The following is a 13,802-nucleotide window of genomic DNA, read 5'->3' as shown; positions in this document are numbered from 1 at the left end:
GCGCAGCGGCAGCAGGTAGACCTGCTATCCTCGGCCGCGTCGCCGTGCCTGAAATTCCCATGGAAATGATCTCGTGACCGAATACGTACGAAGGATTCTTGACGCGCACGTCTATGACGTCGCTGTCGAAACGCCGCTTGAGCCGATGGTTCGGCTGAGCCAGCGGCTCGGCGCGGATGTTTTGCTGAAGCGGGAAGACCTGCAGCCGGTCTTTTCCTTCAAGATTCGCGGCGCATACAACCGGATCGCGCGACTCCCGGCAGACGCGCGGTCGGCTGGCGTGATCTGCGCGTCTGCCGGCAATCATGCGCAGGGCGTCGCGCTGTCGGCCAAAAAGCTTGGCATCGAAGCGACCATCGTGATGCCGGTCACGACACCACAGATCAAAGTCGACGCCGTACGCTACTGGGGCGGAAACGTCGTGCTGGTTGGTGACACGTTCGACGAGGCTTACATCGCGGCTATCAAACTTGCCGCCGAACGCGGATTGACGTTCGTCCACCCTTACGACGATGGCGACGTGATCGCGGGGCAGGGAACAATCGCCGTCGAAATTCTCAATCGCCATCCTGGTCCCATCGAAGCGATCTTCGTTCCGATTGGCGGCGGCGGTCTTGCAGCGGGTATCGCATCGTATGTGAAGTTTCTTCGCCCCGAGATCCGCGTCGTCGGCGTCGAACCGGCGGACGCTGCCTGCATGAAGGCTGCAATCGATAACGGTAGCCGCGTCGTTCTCGACCGCGTCGGTCTCTTCGCCGATGGCGTTGCCGTCCGTCAGGCAGGTGAAGAAACGTTCCGCATCTGCCGAGACCTGCTCGACGGCGTACTCGTTGCCGACACCGACGCGATGTGCGGCGCGATCAAAGATATTTTCGAAGATATGCGCATTCTTGCCGAACCGGCGGGCGCGTTGTCCCTTGCCGGCCTCAAGGCCTATGCGGAAGCAAACCCGGAACGCACCGGCGCGCTCGTTGCGATTTGTAGCGGCGCCAATCTGAACTTCGATCGTCTGCGTCACGTCGCGGAGCGTGCCGAGGTCGGCGAAAGTCGCGAAATTCTTTTGGCTGTTACGATTCCAGAAGAACCCGGCAGCTATCGCCGCTTCGTGCAGGTTCTTGGCAACCGCACTGTGACCGAGTTCAACTATCGCTACGCCAAGAACGGCAAAGCGCATGTATTCGTTGGCCTTCAGACGCGCGACGCAAAGAACCGCAAGGCCGAGATCATCAAGGAACTTGAAGATCTGGGCTACGGCGTCGTCGACATCAGCGCCGACGAGACCGCAACTCTGCATGTGCGCTACATGGTCGGCGGTCGTGCACCGTCCTTGGACGACGAAGTCATCCTGCGTTGCGAGTTTCCCGAGCGGCCAGGCGCCTTGCTGCGCTTTCTTGATGGCATCGGATCCGACTGGAACATCACGCTGTTCCACTATCGCAACCACGGCGCAGACTACGGCCGCGTACTCGTTGGCGTTCAGGTGAAGCCGGAGGATCGCGCGCGGTTCAATGCGCGAATGGATTCCCTCGGCTACCCCTACGAGGATGAAACAGCAAACGACGCCTATCGGCTCTTCCTGCGTTAGCGATAGAAAAAATGGGCCTGCCGAAGCAGGCCCATGCAGTCGAGAGTCAACGCACCAGGATTTTGTCGCCTCGGCCCATTTCGGGATCGGCATCTTTGCTGAACATGACGATTGCGATAGCGCCGGAAAGCGCAAGACGCATCGAATGATTGACGAGCGCGTTAGCGCCTTCGACCGGCGAAATGAGGTCGAACGTCGCCGCATCGCCGGGTGCAATCGTATAGTTCTGCACCGCAGTCAGCACGTTCTTGGGATTGCCTGAGGGATAGACCTTATCCCATATCCCGGCGATCGGATGAAATCCGGCGAACTCGTTCGGGCCCGCGTTTACGTAGTAGATGCGCACGCGCTCACCCGGCAACGCTTCAAGCGTCTTGGTGGCGTTGGTGTCATGCACCGGGTCATACTTGAAGGGAATGCCGTTGTACGCGTTGTGCTTCCAGTTGTTGGCCATCATCGCTTTGACGTCTTCGGGATTTTCGAACATCTGATGCTCGATCAGAACGTACTCACGGTCTGCTTTCGGGAGAGCATTGGGATCTTTTGGATCGATGATGATGGCGCCAAACATTCCGCGCGCAATATGCTGGATCATTGGATCCGCGCCGCAGTGATAGAAGTAGATGCCGGGATTATCCGCGGTGAATGTGAAGGTCTTGGTTTCACCCGGCTTGACTGGTCCAAACGGACCTAGAACGTCAACGCGCGCCGCGTGCAGATCGATCGAATGCGATTTCTGGTTCGCAGCGTCGTTCTTGAGCGTGAATTCAATCGTGTCACCTTCCGTCGCCCTGAACAGCGGACCCGGAACATGACCATCAAATGTCCAAGCGAGCTCCGTTTTGCCTTCATTGTCGATCGGAACTTGTATTTCCTTGGCCGTCACCTGGAGCTTGATTGTCGCCGCCAGCGCCGCGCTGAGTGGGGCGCTGGCCAGCATCAACGCGGCAAGTCCTCCAACAGTGAAGGCGCGTTGCCGAGATTTTCTATTCATCGTCTTTCTCCCTTTTACAATCGTCATTTGGCGTTGCGCCGCTTCAGTTGCCGCACTTGCAAACAGTTCGGAGGTATTTGACCAACTCGGTGATTTCCTCGTCCGAGAGAACGCCGGCCCACGCCGGCATCAGCACCGACTTGTTGACCGCGAGGCCGCCTTCCTTGATCGCTTTGAAGAGTTCATCATCCGGTGTTCCGCCCATGCCTTTGGTGTCGGTATGGTCGCGCGGTTTTGTCGAAAGACCGGGAAGATTGATGCCGGAGCCATTGCGATTCAGGCCGTGGCATTGAACGCAGTAGGTGTTGTAAAGTCTTTCGACAGGCGACGGATCTTCTGCACGAGCTGGTGAAATCAACAGCGTGAGCCCCAGCAAACCGACGAGTGTTCGCGCGATCATGGCTTGCCTCCCAGGCTGATGACGTATGCGGTGAGACGCTGGATATCCTTGTCCTTGAGTTTCAGGATCGGCATCCAGATGTGCGGATCAATTCGCTGCGGATCTGTCGTGTAGGCCGCGATGAAATCGGCCTGCAGTCGCGCGCCGCCATCCGTGAGCGATGGTCCTGACGCACCGCCCTTGCCGTCTTCTCCTTGGTGACACGCAATGCAGCCGCGCAACTTGTTGAACGCGAGAGAGCCCATCCGCGCGCCGCCTTTGTCTCCTTTGAAGGTTCCTTCCGCGATGAGGTCGGGAGCCTTCAGCTTCATCAATTCGGCGGTTGCCGCTTCAGCAGCTGCTTTGTCGAGCTTGGGATGTGGAGGCGATTTTGTCGGGTCTGCAACGTCGTGCTCGGCGCCTTTGGTGATCGTCTTGAAATAGGGATAGCCTACAGGCCGGATAGGCTTTGGATCCTGCAGCCACTCAACGAGCCACTCAGCGTTGAACTTGCTGCCCGCATACCAAAGGTCCGGACCCTTGCGCGTCCATAGCCGATCGAGAGAAGTGTCCGCGGGCTTCGTCAATGCGTGACAACCCGCGCAACTTGGATCGAGACCGTCAGCAGAGGCCGGGCTGGCGAGCGCGATCATGAATCCCGCCAAGCCGACAAGGTGTCGTTTCATGTGAATTCTCCTTCAAATCGTCAGGGAGCGGGAATGCCTTGGAAGCCTTCGTTTTCGTGCATTCCGTGCGGCTTCTTGAGCGACTCCTCGTAGAAGAAGTCGGGCGCGAACTTCTTGTCTTTCCATTTGTAGAAAGACTGTTCTGCGAGAGGGATCTCGGTGTATTCGATCACCGTCATGATGCCGCCCATCGGCGATTTGCCGTTTACGGTGTGGCGGTCGATGTGATCGTGCACCATCCAAAGGCCGGGATTGTCCGCACGTAAGATGAGGTCGTAGCGCTCGCCGGGGCCAAGCAAGATCGTGTCGGCTGGGTATGGGTTGACGAGCGGCCGCCCGTCTTTCGCAATCACGTCGAAGGTGTGACCGTGAATGTGGATCGAATGCAGCTCATCACCTGCGCCGATCAGGCGAATGCGAACGACGTCGCCTTTCGTGATGCGAAGCGGCTGAGTATCGGGAAATGATTTTCCGTTGACCGTGAAGTAGTCCGGCTCATCACCCGGAATGCCGCCTTGGCCCGGCTTGCTCGCCCAGTTGGAAACCCAGCTGGAGAACATCATGATGTAGTCTTTGGTGACTTCCTTCTCGACCGGCAGAGGTTCTTTCGGGTCGATGATCAGCGGACCCCACATGCCGCGCATCGCGACGTGCTCATTCACGTTGACATGACAGTGATACCACATCGTTCCAGATGGCGCGGCGACGAAGCGATACGTGAAGGTCTCACCTGGTGCGATCGCCGCTTGCGTCGTGTCCGGAACGCCGTCGTTCTTCCAGGTTCCGCGCTGGTAGAGGCCATGCCAATGAATCGTGTGCGGCAGGGTCGTGTTGTTCTCGACCTCGACTTCGATTTCATCGCCTTCGACGACATGAATGAGCGGGCCGGGCGTCTGGCCGTTGAAGGAAAACGTGTGGAACGTCTGCTTATCAACGAGCGTAACGATTGTGTCTTCGATCGAGAGACTGAATTGATGCGTATCGGCCTTCGCAGGGTTGGGCCAGAGCAGCAGAAGCGTGACCATTGTCGCCAGCATCAACGCCCAAAATTCCATGACATTCATATAAAATGAATGTTTAAGCGCAAAAAAAGTGGACTTCGATTGTGCGGCGTCGCGAGTAGATCGCTGCTTGGACGACTCTTGGGCTCCAATAAGGAACGGTTGAAGCTCATTCTCGAAAACCATCGGATCCCCCGATTTGTCTGTCCACGCCATATCCCGACCTTTGCACTTCATCTGTATAAAAACAATATCTAAAATGAATGTTATAGAACGCTGCGGCAGTTTGTTCATGGGAGATGCCTTCTGAGTGCGGGATTACATGCCGGCGGAGCAAAGCGCTTGCAGCGCGAGTTTGCTGATGCCGAGTTGCTCGGCAGCTCCGGGCATGGCCTCCCAAAGCTTATCGTACCAGACTTCATCGGTCCCAACGGTCCGCATCAGTCCAACCCACTTCACCAGCGCAGGTTTGGGCTTTCCCGATTGCATCAGCCAGTGAGCGAGGTAGAAGCGCGCGATCAAGTCGTTGGGATCGGCGCGCAGAGCAATGTCGAACTCGGCCTTCGCGCGTGCGTTGACCCAGCCGCCGTTCGCGATAACGATAGCTTCGCCCAACGCGACGTGAAGCATGATATTTTCTGGATCGTTGGCGATCGCGCGTTCGAGTGCTGAAATGCTCGCGTTGGCAAATCCGGTCTGCAGCAGAGTGCCACCGATGATCTCCCATTGCGTGCGTGCATTCTTTTCAACCAGCAGAGACGGAAGCGCTGGAATGCCTTTGATTGCGGTGGGAAGCGTTGTTGCGCCGCTGTTGAGCGGACCGGTGAGCTGGTAAACCGTGAGCGGAGCCGGGTGCGTGATTGCCGGTATCAGCACAACGCTCGCAGCTGCGCCGATGCCGATAGACATCATCCCGATAACAAGTTGCCGAACCGACAGTCGAGCTTTCATGGGCGTCCAACCAATCTCGTTTTGGACGCCGTTTATACGCCACTCATTCAAACATGTAAATCATTTGCATGTTATGGTGAGCAGTCTGCCGCACCGCGTCGGATGGCGGAGAAGTCGACCGTTTCAGACCTCGCAGGTCGCTTTCAATTCGGCGGGGTTGAGGACGGCGGGTCTGGATCGAGGTCGAGAAGTCTTGCAAGCGCACGTTTCGGCCGAATCAGGTCTTCAAGCGTGTACTGATCGAGAGAGGCCAGAAATGCATTCGTTGCATCATGCAGGGCGCGGCGAAGGATGCAGGCCGGTTGGATGCGGCAATAGCCCGGTTGGTTCATGCAACCGATAACGTCCAGTTCCTGCTCGGTATCGCGTATGACGGTGCCGACGTTGATTTGCTGCGGGCGGCGGAGCAGCCGGAAGCCGCCCTTTTTACCTTGCACCGTCTCGAGATACCCAAGCTGCCCCAGGTGATGCACCACCTTCATCAGATGGCTCCGGGAAATGTCGAACCGCTCTGCGATCTCGCTGATGGTCGACAGTTCAGCCCCCTTCAACCCTGCGTGCATAAGAACGCGCAAGGAATAGTCGGCATGAAGTGTCAATCGCATCCGGGTCGCCTTGAGGTGAGTCGAGATAGCACAAACATATAATCCCTATCGATGTTTTACAAGGAAGCTACGGCGATCCCCCGCATCGCTCCACCCGGACGGAAGTCCGAGCCTTCTCAGCATAGTGACAAATCCGCATCTAGCCCGACGGCCGATATATGCTCAGCCTCGAAGGCCAATTGACTTACCCGAGGCGGTAACTTTGAATGGCCGCGTGACGGTGTTGCAACAGGTGAAAAGCTTGCTGCAACAAGAGGGAATGCGGTGCGACACGCCAGTGTCAATGCCGCGACTGCCCCCGCAACTGTAAGCGGCAAGCTTACTCCTGATATGCCACTGAAGCCTCGGAAGAGGCCCGGGAAGGCGGGAGAAAGCGCCAGAGCCGCGAGTCAGGAGACCTGCCGCCACAAGCTGCCCATCTTCCGTGCGTGGGGCGCGGCAGAACGGAGTCCCGTAGCGGCGGCTGATGTGTCAACCGAAGGGGAGTCACGTCAGGTCATGAATGTCGCGTGGTGGGGAATTTTTGTTTTAACGGAACCTGAGTCGCGCGTGGCATAGCGGCCGCGCCGTAAGTCCGTTCGCCCTTAATCGCGACTGTTCACCTGCCCTGCGCTCCCTCTTCGGTCGAATCCACCGAGGGGGACTTTATGTTGCGCCGAACCAGTATTTGCGCCGCCAGTGCGGCACTCGCGAGTATGTCGATCAGCTTCGCGGCCGTTGAAGCACACGCCCAGTCGACCGACTTGGCGACCACCGAATTGCCCCCGATCGTCGTCGAAGGTGCAACCGTCGAAAAGCCGAAGATCGCCGTGAGGCGTGCGGCTGGAAAGGACGTTGTCGTCGGCGTGCCGCCGTCCAATTCGGATGCCCCGCCCGTCGCCGTAGACGGGGGCGAGGGAGGAGCGGGCGCTTCGGCAACCGAAACCATCAGCGGCGTGCCGGCCGACCAAATCGGCTCGTCCGTCACCGTCATTTCCGCGGCCCAGTTGAAGGCGCAAGAAATACGCTACGTCGCCGACGCGCTGCGAAGCCAGCCCGGCGTCTCAGTCAGCCGCACGGGCAGTCCAGGTAGCTTGACGCAAGTCCGCATCCGTGGCGCCGAAGGAAATCAAACACTCGTCTTGATCGACGGCATCGACGCGTCCGACACGGCAAATGGCGAATTCGATTTTTCCAACCTTCTCGTTGACGATATCGATCGCATCGAAATCATCCGCGGCGGCCAGAGCGGCATCGGCGGATCGAAGGCCATCGGCGGCGTAATCAACGTCATCACGAAGAACGGCAAAGGCCCGTTGACGGTCGTAGCACGCGCCGAAGGCGGCAGCATGGGAACGCGGGAAGCCTTCGCACGCGTCTCGGCTGGCAACGACAAAGTTTGGTTCTCTCTCAGCGGCGGTTCTCGCGAGGTCGACGGCTTCGACATCTCGCCCGTTGGTCATGAGAACGACCCGACGCGAATCAGCACGCTGAACGTGCGTGGCGGCGCGCAGCTCTTGAAGGGTGTGACGCTCGACTTCACGCTCCACCACATCGATAAGAATCTTAAGTACGACGATTTCGGTTATGCGCCCGGCCAGCCATACTTGATGGCGATTGACGGCAATTTCCATAACAAGACGAGCATCTGGCTGAGCGGCGCCAATCTGACGTGGGACTCGTTTGACGGCGCATTCACGCAGGTCTTGCGCGCAACGCGCAATACGACCAGCTCTCATGACGGTGGTGACTACGGCCCCTCGACAAACGAAAGCGAAGCCAACAAGTTCGGTTATCTCGCGACGTATCGCTTCGGTGCCAGAGACTTCCGCAACAGCGTGACCGGCATGGCCCAGTATGAGGACGAAGCCTTCACGCCGATTTCGCTTTATACGGATGGCCTCGAACGCAAACGCGATCGCATGGCGTACGTCGGCGAATATCGCGGCGAATATTTCGACCGTTTGTTCCCTACCGTTAGCGTCCGGCATGACGACAACGATAGCTTCGCAGACTACACGACGTGGCACGCGGCCGTGTCTCTGCGGCTTCCCGAGATCGGCGCCCGCCCGCACGCGAGCGTCGGCACGGCTGTGACATTGCCGGGAATGTACGAACAGTTTGGTAGTATTCTCGGCCAGTTCCAGGGCAATCCGAACCTGCTGCCGGAAGAGTCGTTCGGCTGGGATGCTGGCGTCGAGTTCACAACGTGGAACGGTCGTGCAGTCCTCGACGTGACGTACTTCAACGCCAATCTGACGAATGAAATCACCGGCATTCGGGTCGGCGGGATCTATACGCCAATCAACCTCAACGGCGAAAGCGAACGGCAGGGCGTGGAAATATCCGGCCGTGCAATGCTAACGCCGGATCTCAGCGTCGGTATGAGCTATACGCGGCTGCTGGCTTACGAACCAAACGGACTTACAGAAATTCGCCGTCCGCGAAATGCCGGCCGTGCAGACCTCAACTATTCGTTCAACGACAAGCGCGGAAATCTCAATCTGGCGGCCATCTACAACGGCACAACGATCGATAACGCATATATGCCTGACTACACGCCCGTGCGTGTGAGCCTGGACTCCTACTGGCTCGTCAACGCGACGGCCTCGTACAAGCTCATGCCTGGCGTCGAATCGTATGTTCGCGTCGAGAACTTGCTCAACGAGAACTATCAGGAAGTGTACGGCTACGCGACGCCGGGTGTCGCCGCATACGCTGGCATGCGCTTCACCTTCGAGGAACTCCAGAGCAAAGCCTGGGCCGAAGGCAGATAATAACGGACCCTCCCGTCCGTCCATAAGCAGGCGCGGTTGATGTCGAAAGGCGTCAACCGTGCCGGCGAAATGGGCACCAAGGTTCTCACAATTCGGAAACAGCGTGCGCTCAAGTTGACTTGGCGTTCGCGCGCGCCAGCAAGGCTGCGAAATCTAAACGCCACTGCTCGGTGCCTTCCGCGATGGCCCGATAGACAGCGGCGCCGATCGCTTCCCCAGCCGCAGTATGCATTCCGGCGTGCGCGTCACACGGTTCTCCGATTGGCGCAGCGATGACGATGCAATCCGTACCCGTGCCGGTAATCGCCACGCCAGCCCGGCGCGCGCCCGAATCGAGAACGGCCGTGGTCCGTGCCGAGGCGACAATCGATACCCCTTCGATCAGCGCCGCCTGTGACAACGGACGGTCCACATGCGCGAGGATGTTTATCGTCCCGAACGGAATGGGCTCGCTCAGCCGTTGACCCACACGCTCCCCGTTGGACAGTCCGACCGTTGCTAGGCACGTCGCCGTGACGTCCTCGACCGTGACTTGCGCCAGGTGGTGAGCCTCGATCGTGCGCGACGTCGCCATCGCGACGGCATCCGCTAGGGAGGCTGCGGCGAGCCGTTCCGAAATCAGCGCAATCGGGTCCGCGTCGAGCGGAAGATCGGCATTGCGAAGCTCGATCCATGCAACTGTTGCGGTCGTCTGAAATCCCGGCCGCGTGAGAGACCAACTGAGAACGTGGTGAACTTCAGGAAAGGATGCGACGAGGAATGGCGGGTCGCAGCGAAGATCGAACGGCAGGTCCATTTGCAAGGCAACTCATAACAGGCGATTGTGGGGGCGATCACTCAGGCTCCGCCGAGCCAACCAGCGCGATGTGGGGTTTCAACACCCCGCCAATCGCCTACGATGAATACGCCGATTGTGAAAGGACCGATTGCCATGACGAACTGGGATACGCTGAGCACGTCAAGCGGTGAGGAGGCGTTGGCCCGCATCGTCGCTGAATTTAAAGCAGACAGCGGAACGATTCATTTTCTCGGCGATGACGGACTGTTGCACCTGTTCTCAGCGAGCGCGGGAATGCCGGACGCGGTTTTGTCCATTATCCGCACAATTCCGGTCGGAAAGGGCATGGCGGGGTTGGCCGTCGAACGCGGGCAGGCGGTCAATGCCTGCAACATCCAAACCGATTCGAGCGGAGACGTTCGCCCAGGTGCGCGCGCCACAGCAATGGCGGGGGCCGTGGTCGTGCCGATCTTCTCCGGCGAAGACATCGTCGGTGCGTTGGGCGTGGCGAACCGCACCGAGCGAACCTTCACCGACGATGAAATCGCGAGTCTGACGAACGCTGGGCGTGCGCTTGCCCAACAACGGCAAGGCGGCGTCCCTCAGTCCTCGAACTGATACGTGATCGGAAGCCAGCGATACGCTGTGCCGCTCCGCTCGACCATCCCGAGCGACGGGAATGACGTGTGATATCCAAGGATCGGCAGCCGCTCGGTTGCCGCCATCTCATAGACTTTGCGGCGCGTTGCGACGCCTTGAGCCTTGTCCATGTCGAAAAGAGCGCTCCATTCCGGATGCGCGAGCGAGGCGACCTCATGGTGTGCGCAGTCGCCCCATGCAAGCAATCGCTTGCCATTGCTTTCGATATGAAACCCAAGGTGACCGGGCGTGTGCCCTGGCGCCGCGAACGCGGCGATCCCTGAGGCGACGTCTTGCCCGGACTTTAGAAAGAAAGTTCGCTCAACGAGCGGCAGCATCACATCGCGGAACATCTTCCCCGACTTGTATTCATTCTGGTCCGGTGGACCTGCAAGCCGCTCCTCTTTCGACCAGAAGTCATACTCTTCCTGACCCACGGCGTAGCGCGCATTCGGAAACACCGGAACACCGGCTTCCGACACCCCCCCGATGTGATCGACATGGCAATGCGTAATCGCAACGATGTCGATCTGCTCCGGCTTTATTGACGCCGCCGCGAGGCTCTCGCGCAGCCGCCCTGCGGCCGGGCGAGGAATGAATCCCCCGGCACCGTTGCCCGTATCGATCAAAATCATCTCTTTGCCCGTATTGACGACAGCGGGGCTGAAGCCCGGGCGAAACTTCGCTTCGGGAAGAAGGTTGTCGCGCATGAGCTTCGCGACCTCTTCCTTGGGTCTATCCTCGCCGACGATGGGCCAAGGGCCGTCCACCATCGCGCCGCCGTCGGAAAGCACGGTGATCTCGAATTTGCCGAACTGGAAGCGCCGGAATGGGGGTTCAGATGCGCCCAGAAACGCGCCTTCTGCAGCAGTCGCACGTTTGGTCTGGCGCAGTATCGCTGGGGCAGCAAGCGCAAGCGCCGCCGCTCCGATAAACGATCTCCGCGAAGTCCCGGTATTGGATGACGACATGCAATTGCACTCCCTGGATGGCGCGAAGGTTCGTGACCGATATGACGCTTGAGCTTTTTGAGCCGGGTGAAGTACCGTCCGTCATGCAACCGGCTCCGGCCGTAGCGATTGGATCATTGGCTGAGCCGAAGAGGTGGCGCTTGTACGTTTCCGCTACGCCCGATGCCGAACCGCTGCGGCCGCTGTGGCGGCTCCACCAGGGCCGTACGCTGTTCGCCGGAACGCTGGACCGGAATGCGAGTCATCAGCACGGAGCGCCGGTGTATCTGGCGGGTCTCTGTGGCTCTTTCCGTTTGCGGATCAGAGAAAATCCCTGGCAATCGTGTCGGGCGGCTTTGATTCCAGCAGGCGTCCCGCATGAACTCGATCTCGCGGGCGAGCCGGTTTCGGTGCTTTACATCGAGCCCACAGTCGGCAACGCACACGCGCTCGCGCCTCTCGTTGGCAATGCCATTGAAGTGGGTGGTGCTCTGGTCGGCGCAACAGGTGAAACCGGCCTGATGCGCGAACTCTACGAAGACCGCGCATCGCTCAACTGGGTTGATGCGGCGATAACCGATCTCGTCGACTTTTCACAAACACGCGCCCGTCGCACGTTGGACGCACGCGTCTCCCGCGCCATTTCTGTGCTGGAATCCGCTGAGCCCGACACTCTCGTGTCCGTCACCAACGCAGCGCAGGCGGCAGGTCTCTCGGTCTCTCGCTTGCAGCATCTCTTCAGCGAAGAGATGGGCGTTTCGTTCCGGCGCTATCGTGCCTGGGTTCGCATGCTTCGCGCAATCGATGAAATCGCTGCTGGCTCAAGCTTCACCGAAGCAGCACACGCCGCAGGCTTTGCCGACCAATCCCACTTCGCTCACGATTTCCGGAAAACATTCGGTGCGCCTGCGTCCCGAAGCTTGACGAACGTTCGCGTATAGAGCCGCCGCCTTTCCGGAACGAATAGGCTCAGGTCTTCTTTTTCTTCGTGGCGTTCGCTTCACGCTCGAGCAGCACCTGCTTGCGCTCGACGCCCCATCGATAGCCTGAAATACCGCCGTCGCTGCGAATAACGCGGTGGCAAGGAATGGCAAGAGCGATCTCATTCGCTGCACAGGCGCCAGCAACTGCGCGCACCGCTTTCGGCATACCGATCTGTGCAGCGATCTCGGCGTATGTTGCCGTCATGCCGAATGGAATTTCTCGGAGCGCCTGCCAGACGCGATGCTGAAAGGCCGTGCCGCGAATGTCGAGCGGAAGATTGAAATCCTTCCCGGGCCTTTCGACCAAGCCGACGACCTGAGCAACGATGGCTTCGAATTCGCTGTCGCCCCCGATCAGAGTCGCATTGGGAAAGCGGCGCTCAAGATCGTGCACGAGTTCGCGCGGATCATCACTCAGAGTTATCGCCGAAATGCCTTTGGCGCTCGCCGCAACCAGAACAGCGCCAAGCGAACACTGCCCCACCGCGAACCGAATTTCGGTATTGGCTCCGCCAGAGCGGAAGTCAGTCGGCGTCATGCCAAGCACGTCCGGCGCGTCGGCATAAAAGCGGCCGCTGGAATTAAACCCCGCGTCGTATAACGCCTCTGTCACAGAAGAACTCTGCTTGAGATTATCTCGAACGCGCTTCTGGCGATTTGCAATTGCGTAGGCCTTTGGTGTCACTCCGGTGACGATCTTGAAAATGCGATGGAAGTGAAACGAGCTAAGACCAGCATTGGCGGCAAGGGTTTCGAGACTCGGCTGATCGTCCGCAGTCTCGATTGTGCGACACGCAGCCGCGATCATCTCCGCGTAGTGTTTATGAAGCGGCGGCTCCGTCGGCCGGCAGCGCTTACACGGCCGAAAGCCAGCGGCTTCTGCATCCGCAGCAGACGCATAGAATCGGACGTTCTCACGCTTGGCCAGACGCGATGGGCACGCAGGCCGACAAAAGACACCTGTCGTCGCAACCGAATAAACGAACTGGCCGTCAAAGCTGGCGTCGCGTGTTTTCACGGCGTTCCAACACGTCTCATCCGTCATCGAAGACGATTTCAGAGTCTTGGATTTCGGAACCGCGAGGGCCATTGCCGTTGCTCTCTCTGCCAACATGCATGAAACATAGGAGCTTGCCGCATACTCTGCACTTCGTTCCTTGCGATCAAATCAATTGGCACGACGGAGCCCAAAGCGCGGGGTGTTGCTAGAGACACAACCGCTCAAACAATCGGCCGACGTCAATTGACAGGCCTATTGATATGGCCAATCTGTTCACGTCGGTTCCCTTCGGGGAAACAATAGGGAATGCGGTACTGGCTCTCGCCAAAAGCCGCAGCTGCCCCCGCAACTGTAAGCGGCGAGACGTCGGCGATATTACCACTGGGAGCGAGAGTTTCTGGGAAGGTAGTCCGGAAGTCTAAGACCCGCGAGCCAGGAGACCTGCCGACAGTCGTGGTCACACGCGAGAACGCGTCGGGCGGGGTGCCTCGATCG

General features: G+C 59.0%; 13 protein-coding genes and 2 riboswitches. Of the genes, 4 read left to right on the top strand and 9 right to left on the bottom strand.

Features of this window, described 5'->3' with window-relative positions:
• Positions 1 to 73: 73 nt before the first annotated feature.
• Positions 74 to 1,585 carry a threonine ammonia-lyase, biosynthetic gene (gene ilvA, locus DLM45_RS04330; RefSeq protein WP_181335753.1) on the top strand — a complete coding sequence of 504 codons (1,512 nt, stop codon included), beginning with the start codon at positions 74 to 76 and terminating at the stop codon, positions 1,583 to 1,585.
• 46 nt (positions 1,586 to 1,631) lie between these two features.
• Here ilvA and DLM45_RS04325 read toward each other — a convergent pair whose 3' ends face one another.
• From DLM45_RS04325 to DLM45_RS04300, 6 genes are all read right to left on the bottom strand, one after another.
• Positions 1,632 to 2,579: a multicopper oxidase domain-containing protein gene (locus tag DLM45_RS04325; RefSeq protein WP_181335752.1), complete on the bottom strand. Its 948-nt coding sequence runs from the start codon at positions 2,577 to 2,579 to the stop codon at positions 1,632 to 1,634.
• 43 nt (positions 2,580 to 2,622) lie between these two features.
• Positions 2,623 to 2,979: a c-type cytochrome gene (locus tag DLM45_RS04320; protein WP_181335751.1), complete on the bottom strand. Its 357-nt coding sequence runs from the start codon at positions 2,977 to 2,979 to the stop codon at positions 2,623 to 2,625.
• Complete coding sequence (locus DLM45_RS04315; RefSeq protein WP_181335750.1) at positions 2,976 to 3,644, bottom strand: c-type cytochrome; 669 nt, start codon at positions 3,642 to 3,644, stop codon at positions 2,976 to 2,978. Before DLM45_RS04315 ends, DLM45_RS04320 begins: the two co-directional genes overlap by 4 nt.
• 20 nt (positions 3,645 to 3,664) lie before the next feature.
• Positions 3,665 to 4,681, bottom strand: a complete 1,017-nt coding sequence (locus DLM45_RS04310) for a multicopper oxidase domain-containing protein (RefSeq protein WP_246317152.1) — start codon at positions 4,679 to 4,681, stop codon at positions 3,665 to 3,667.
• Positions 4,682 to 4,963: 282 nt separating this feature from the next.
• Positions 4,964 to 5,596: a tetratricopeptide repeat protein gene (locus DLM45_RS04305; RefSeq protein ID WP_210269791.1), complete on the bottom strand. Its 633-nt coding sequence runs from the start codon at positions 5,594 to 5,596 to the stop codon at positions 4,964 to 4,966.
• Positions 5,597 to 5,739: 143 nt separating this feature from the next.
• Positions 5,740 to 6,201, bottom strand: coding sequence for an RrF2 family transcriptional regulator (locus tag DLM45_RS04300; protein WP_181335748.1), 462 nt, complete (start codon positions 6,199 to 6,201; stop codon positions 5,740 to 5,742).
• Between the two features lie 201 nt (positions 6,202 to 6,402).
• Positions 6,403 to 6,621, top strand: a riboswitch (cobalamin riboswitch).
• Positions 6,622 to 6,848: 227 nt separating this feature from the next.
• On the opposite strand from DLM45_RS04300, the gene DLM45_RS04295 reads away from it, so the two are divergent.
• Positions 6,849 to 8,957: a TonB-dependent receptor plug domain-containing protein gene (locus DLM45_RS04295; protein WP_181335747.1), complete on the top strand. Its 2,109-nt coding sequence runs from the start codon at positions 6,849 to 6,851 to the stop codon at positions 8,955 to 8,957.
• A gap of 109 nt (positions 8,958 to 9,066) precedes the next feature.
• Here the strand turns inward: DLM45_RS04295 and DLM45_RS04290 are convergent, their stop codons facing one another.
• A complete protein-coding gene (locus DLM45_RS04290) occupies positions 9,067 to 9,753 on the bottom strand; it encodes an adenosylcobinamide amidohydrolase (protein WP_181335746.1) in 687 nt (228 codons plus the stop codon).
• Positions 9,754 to 9,855: 102 nt separating this feature from the next.
• On the opposite strand from DLM45_RS04290, the gene DLM45_RS04285 reads away from it, so the two are divergent.
• Positions 9,856 to 10,353: a GAF domain-containing protein gene (locus DLM45_RS04285; RefSeq protein WP_181335745.1), complete on the top strand. Its 498-nt coding sequence runs from the start codon at positions 9,856 to 9,858 to the stop codon at positions 10,351 to 10,353.
• On the opposite strand, the gene DLM45_RS04280 is transcribed toward DLM45_RS04285, so the two are convergent.
• Entirely contained in the window at positions 10,338 to 11,345 is a 1,008-nt protein-coding gene (locus DLM45_RS04280) for an MBL fold metallo-hydrolase (protein ID WP_181335744.1), read from the bottom strand. The genes DLM45_RS04285 and DLM45_RS04280 overlap by 16 nt on opposite strands.
• Positions 11,346 to 11,386: 41 nt before the next feature.
• On the opposite strand from DLM45_RS04280, the gene DLM45_RS04275 reads away from it, so the two are divergent.
• Positions 11,387 to 12,265 carry a helix-turn-helix domain-containing protein gene (locus tag DLM45_RS04275; protein ID WP_246317535.1) on the top strand — a complete coding sequence of 293 codons (879 nt, stop codon included), beginning with the start codon at positions 11,387 to 11,389 and terminating at the stop codon, positions 12,263 to 12,265.
• A 28-nt stretch (positions 12,266 to 12,293) separates the two neighbouring features.
• On the opposite strand, the gene ada is transcribed toward DLM45_RS04275, so the two are convergent.
• Positions 12,294 to 13,397, bottom strand: coding sequence for a bifunctional DNA-binding transcriptional regulator/O6-methylguanine-DNA methyltransferase Ada (ada, locus tag DLM45_RS04270; RefSeq protein WP_181335743.1), 1,104 nt, complete (start codon positions 13,395 to 13,397; stop codon positions 12,294 to 12,296).
• Positions 13,398 to 13,569: 172 nt separating this feature from the next.
• A riboswitch (cobalamin riboswitch) is annotated at positions 13,570 to 13,770 on the top strand.
• Positions 13,771 to 13,802: the final 32 nt, after the last annotated feature.

It is taken from the genome of Hyphomicrobium methylovorum (assembly GCF_013626205.1).
GTDB classification, from domain to species: Bacteria; Pseudomonadota; Alphaproteobacteria; order Rhizobiales; family Hyphomicrobiaceae; genus Hyphomicrobium_B; species Hyphomicrobium_B methylovorum.
The sequence above is the reverse complement of the archived record's forward strand: the minus strand, read 5'-3'. Positions and strand labels throughout refer to the sequence as shown.

Bases quoted from the DNA above. Each gene is read 5' to 3' on its own strand.
- DLM45_RS04325 (WP_181335752.1), bottom strand. From the start codon at position 2,579: ATGAATAGAAAATCTCGGCAACGCGCCTTCACTGTTGGAGGACTTGCC.
- DLM45_RS04320 (WP_181335751.1), bottom strand. From the start codon at position 2,979: ATGATCGCGCGAACACTCGTCGGTTTGCTGGGGCTCACGCTGTTGATT.
- DLM45_RS04315 (WP_181335750.1), bottom strand. From the start codon at position 3,644: ATGAAACGACACCTTGTCGGCTTGGCGGGATTCATGATCGCGCTCGCC.
- DLM45_RS04310 (WP_246317152.1), bottom strand. From the start codon at position 4,681: ATGCTGGCGACAATGGTCACGCTTCTGCTGCTCTGGCCCAACCCTGCG.
- DLM45_RS04305 (WP_210269791.1), bottom strand. From the start codon at position 5,596: ATGAAAGCTCGACTGTCGGTTCGGCAACTTGTTATCGGGATGATGTCT.
- DLM45_RS04300 (WP_181335748.1), bottom strand. From the start codon at position 6,201: ATGCGATTGACACTTCATGCCGACTATTCCTTGCGCGTTCTTATGCAC.
- DLM45_RS04295 (WP_181335747.1), top strand. From the start codon at position 6,849: ATGTTGCGCCGAACCAGTATTTGCGCCGCCAGTGCGGCACTCGCGAGT.
- DLM45_RS04290 (WP_181335746.1), bottom strand. From the start codon at position 9,753: ATGGACCTGCCGTTCGATCTTCGCTGCGACCCGCCATTCCTCGTCGCA.
- DLM45_RS04285 (WP_181335745.1), top strand. From the start codon at position 9,856: ATGAATACGCCGATTGTGAAAGGACCGATTGCCATGACGAACTGGGAT.
- DLM45_RS04280 (WP_181335744.1), bottom strand. From the start codon at position 11,345: ATGTCGTCATCCAATACCGGGACTTCGCGGAGATCGTTTATCGGAGCG.
- DLM45_RS04275 (WP_246317535.1), top strand. From the start codon at position 11,387: ATGACGCTTGAGCTTTTTGAGCCGGGTGAAGTACCGTCCGTCATGCAA.
- ada (WP_181335743.1), bottom strand. From the start codon at position 13,397: ATGGCCCTCGCGGTTCCGAAATCCAAGACTCTGAAATCGTCTTCGATG.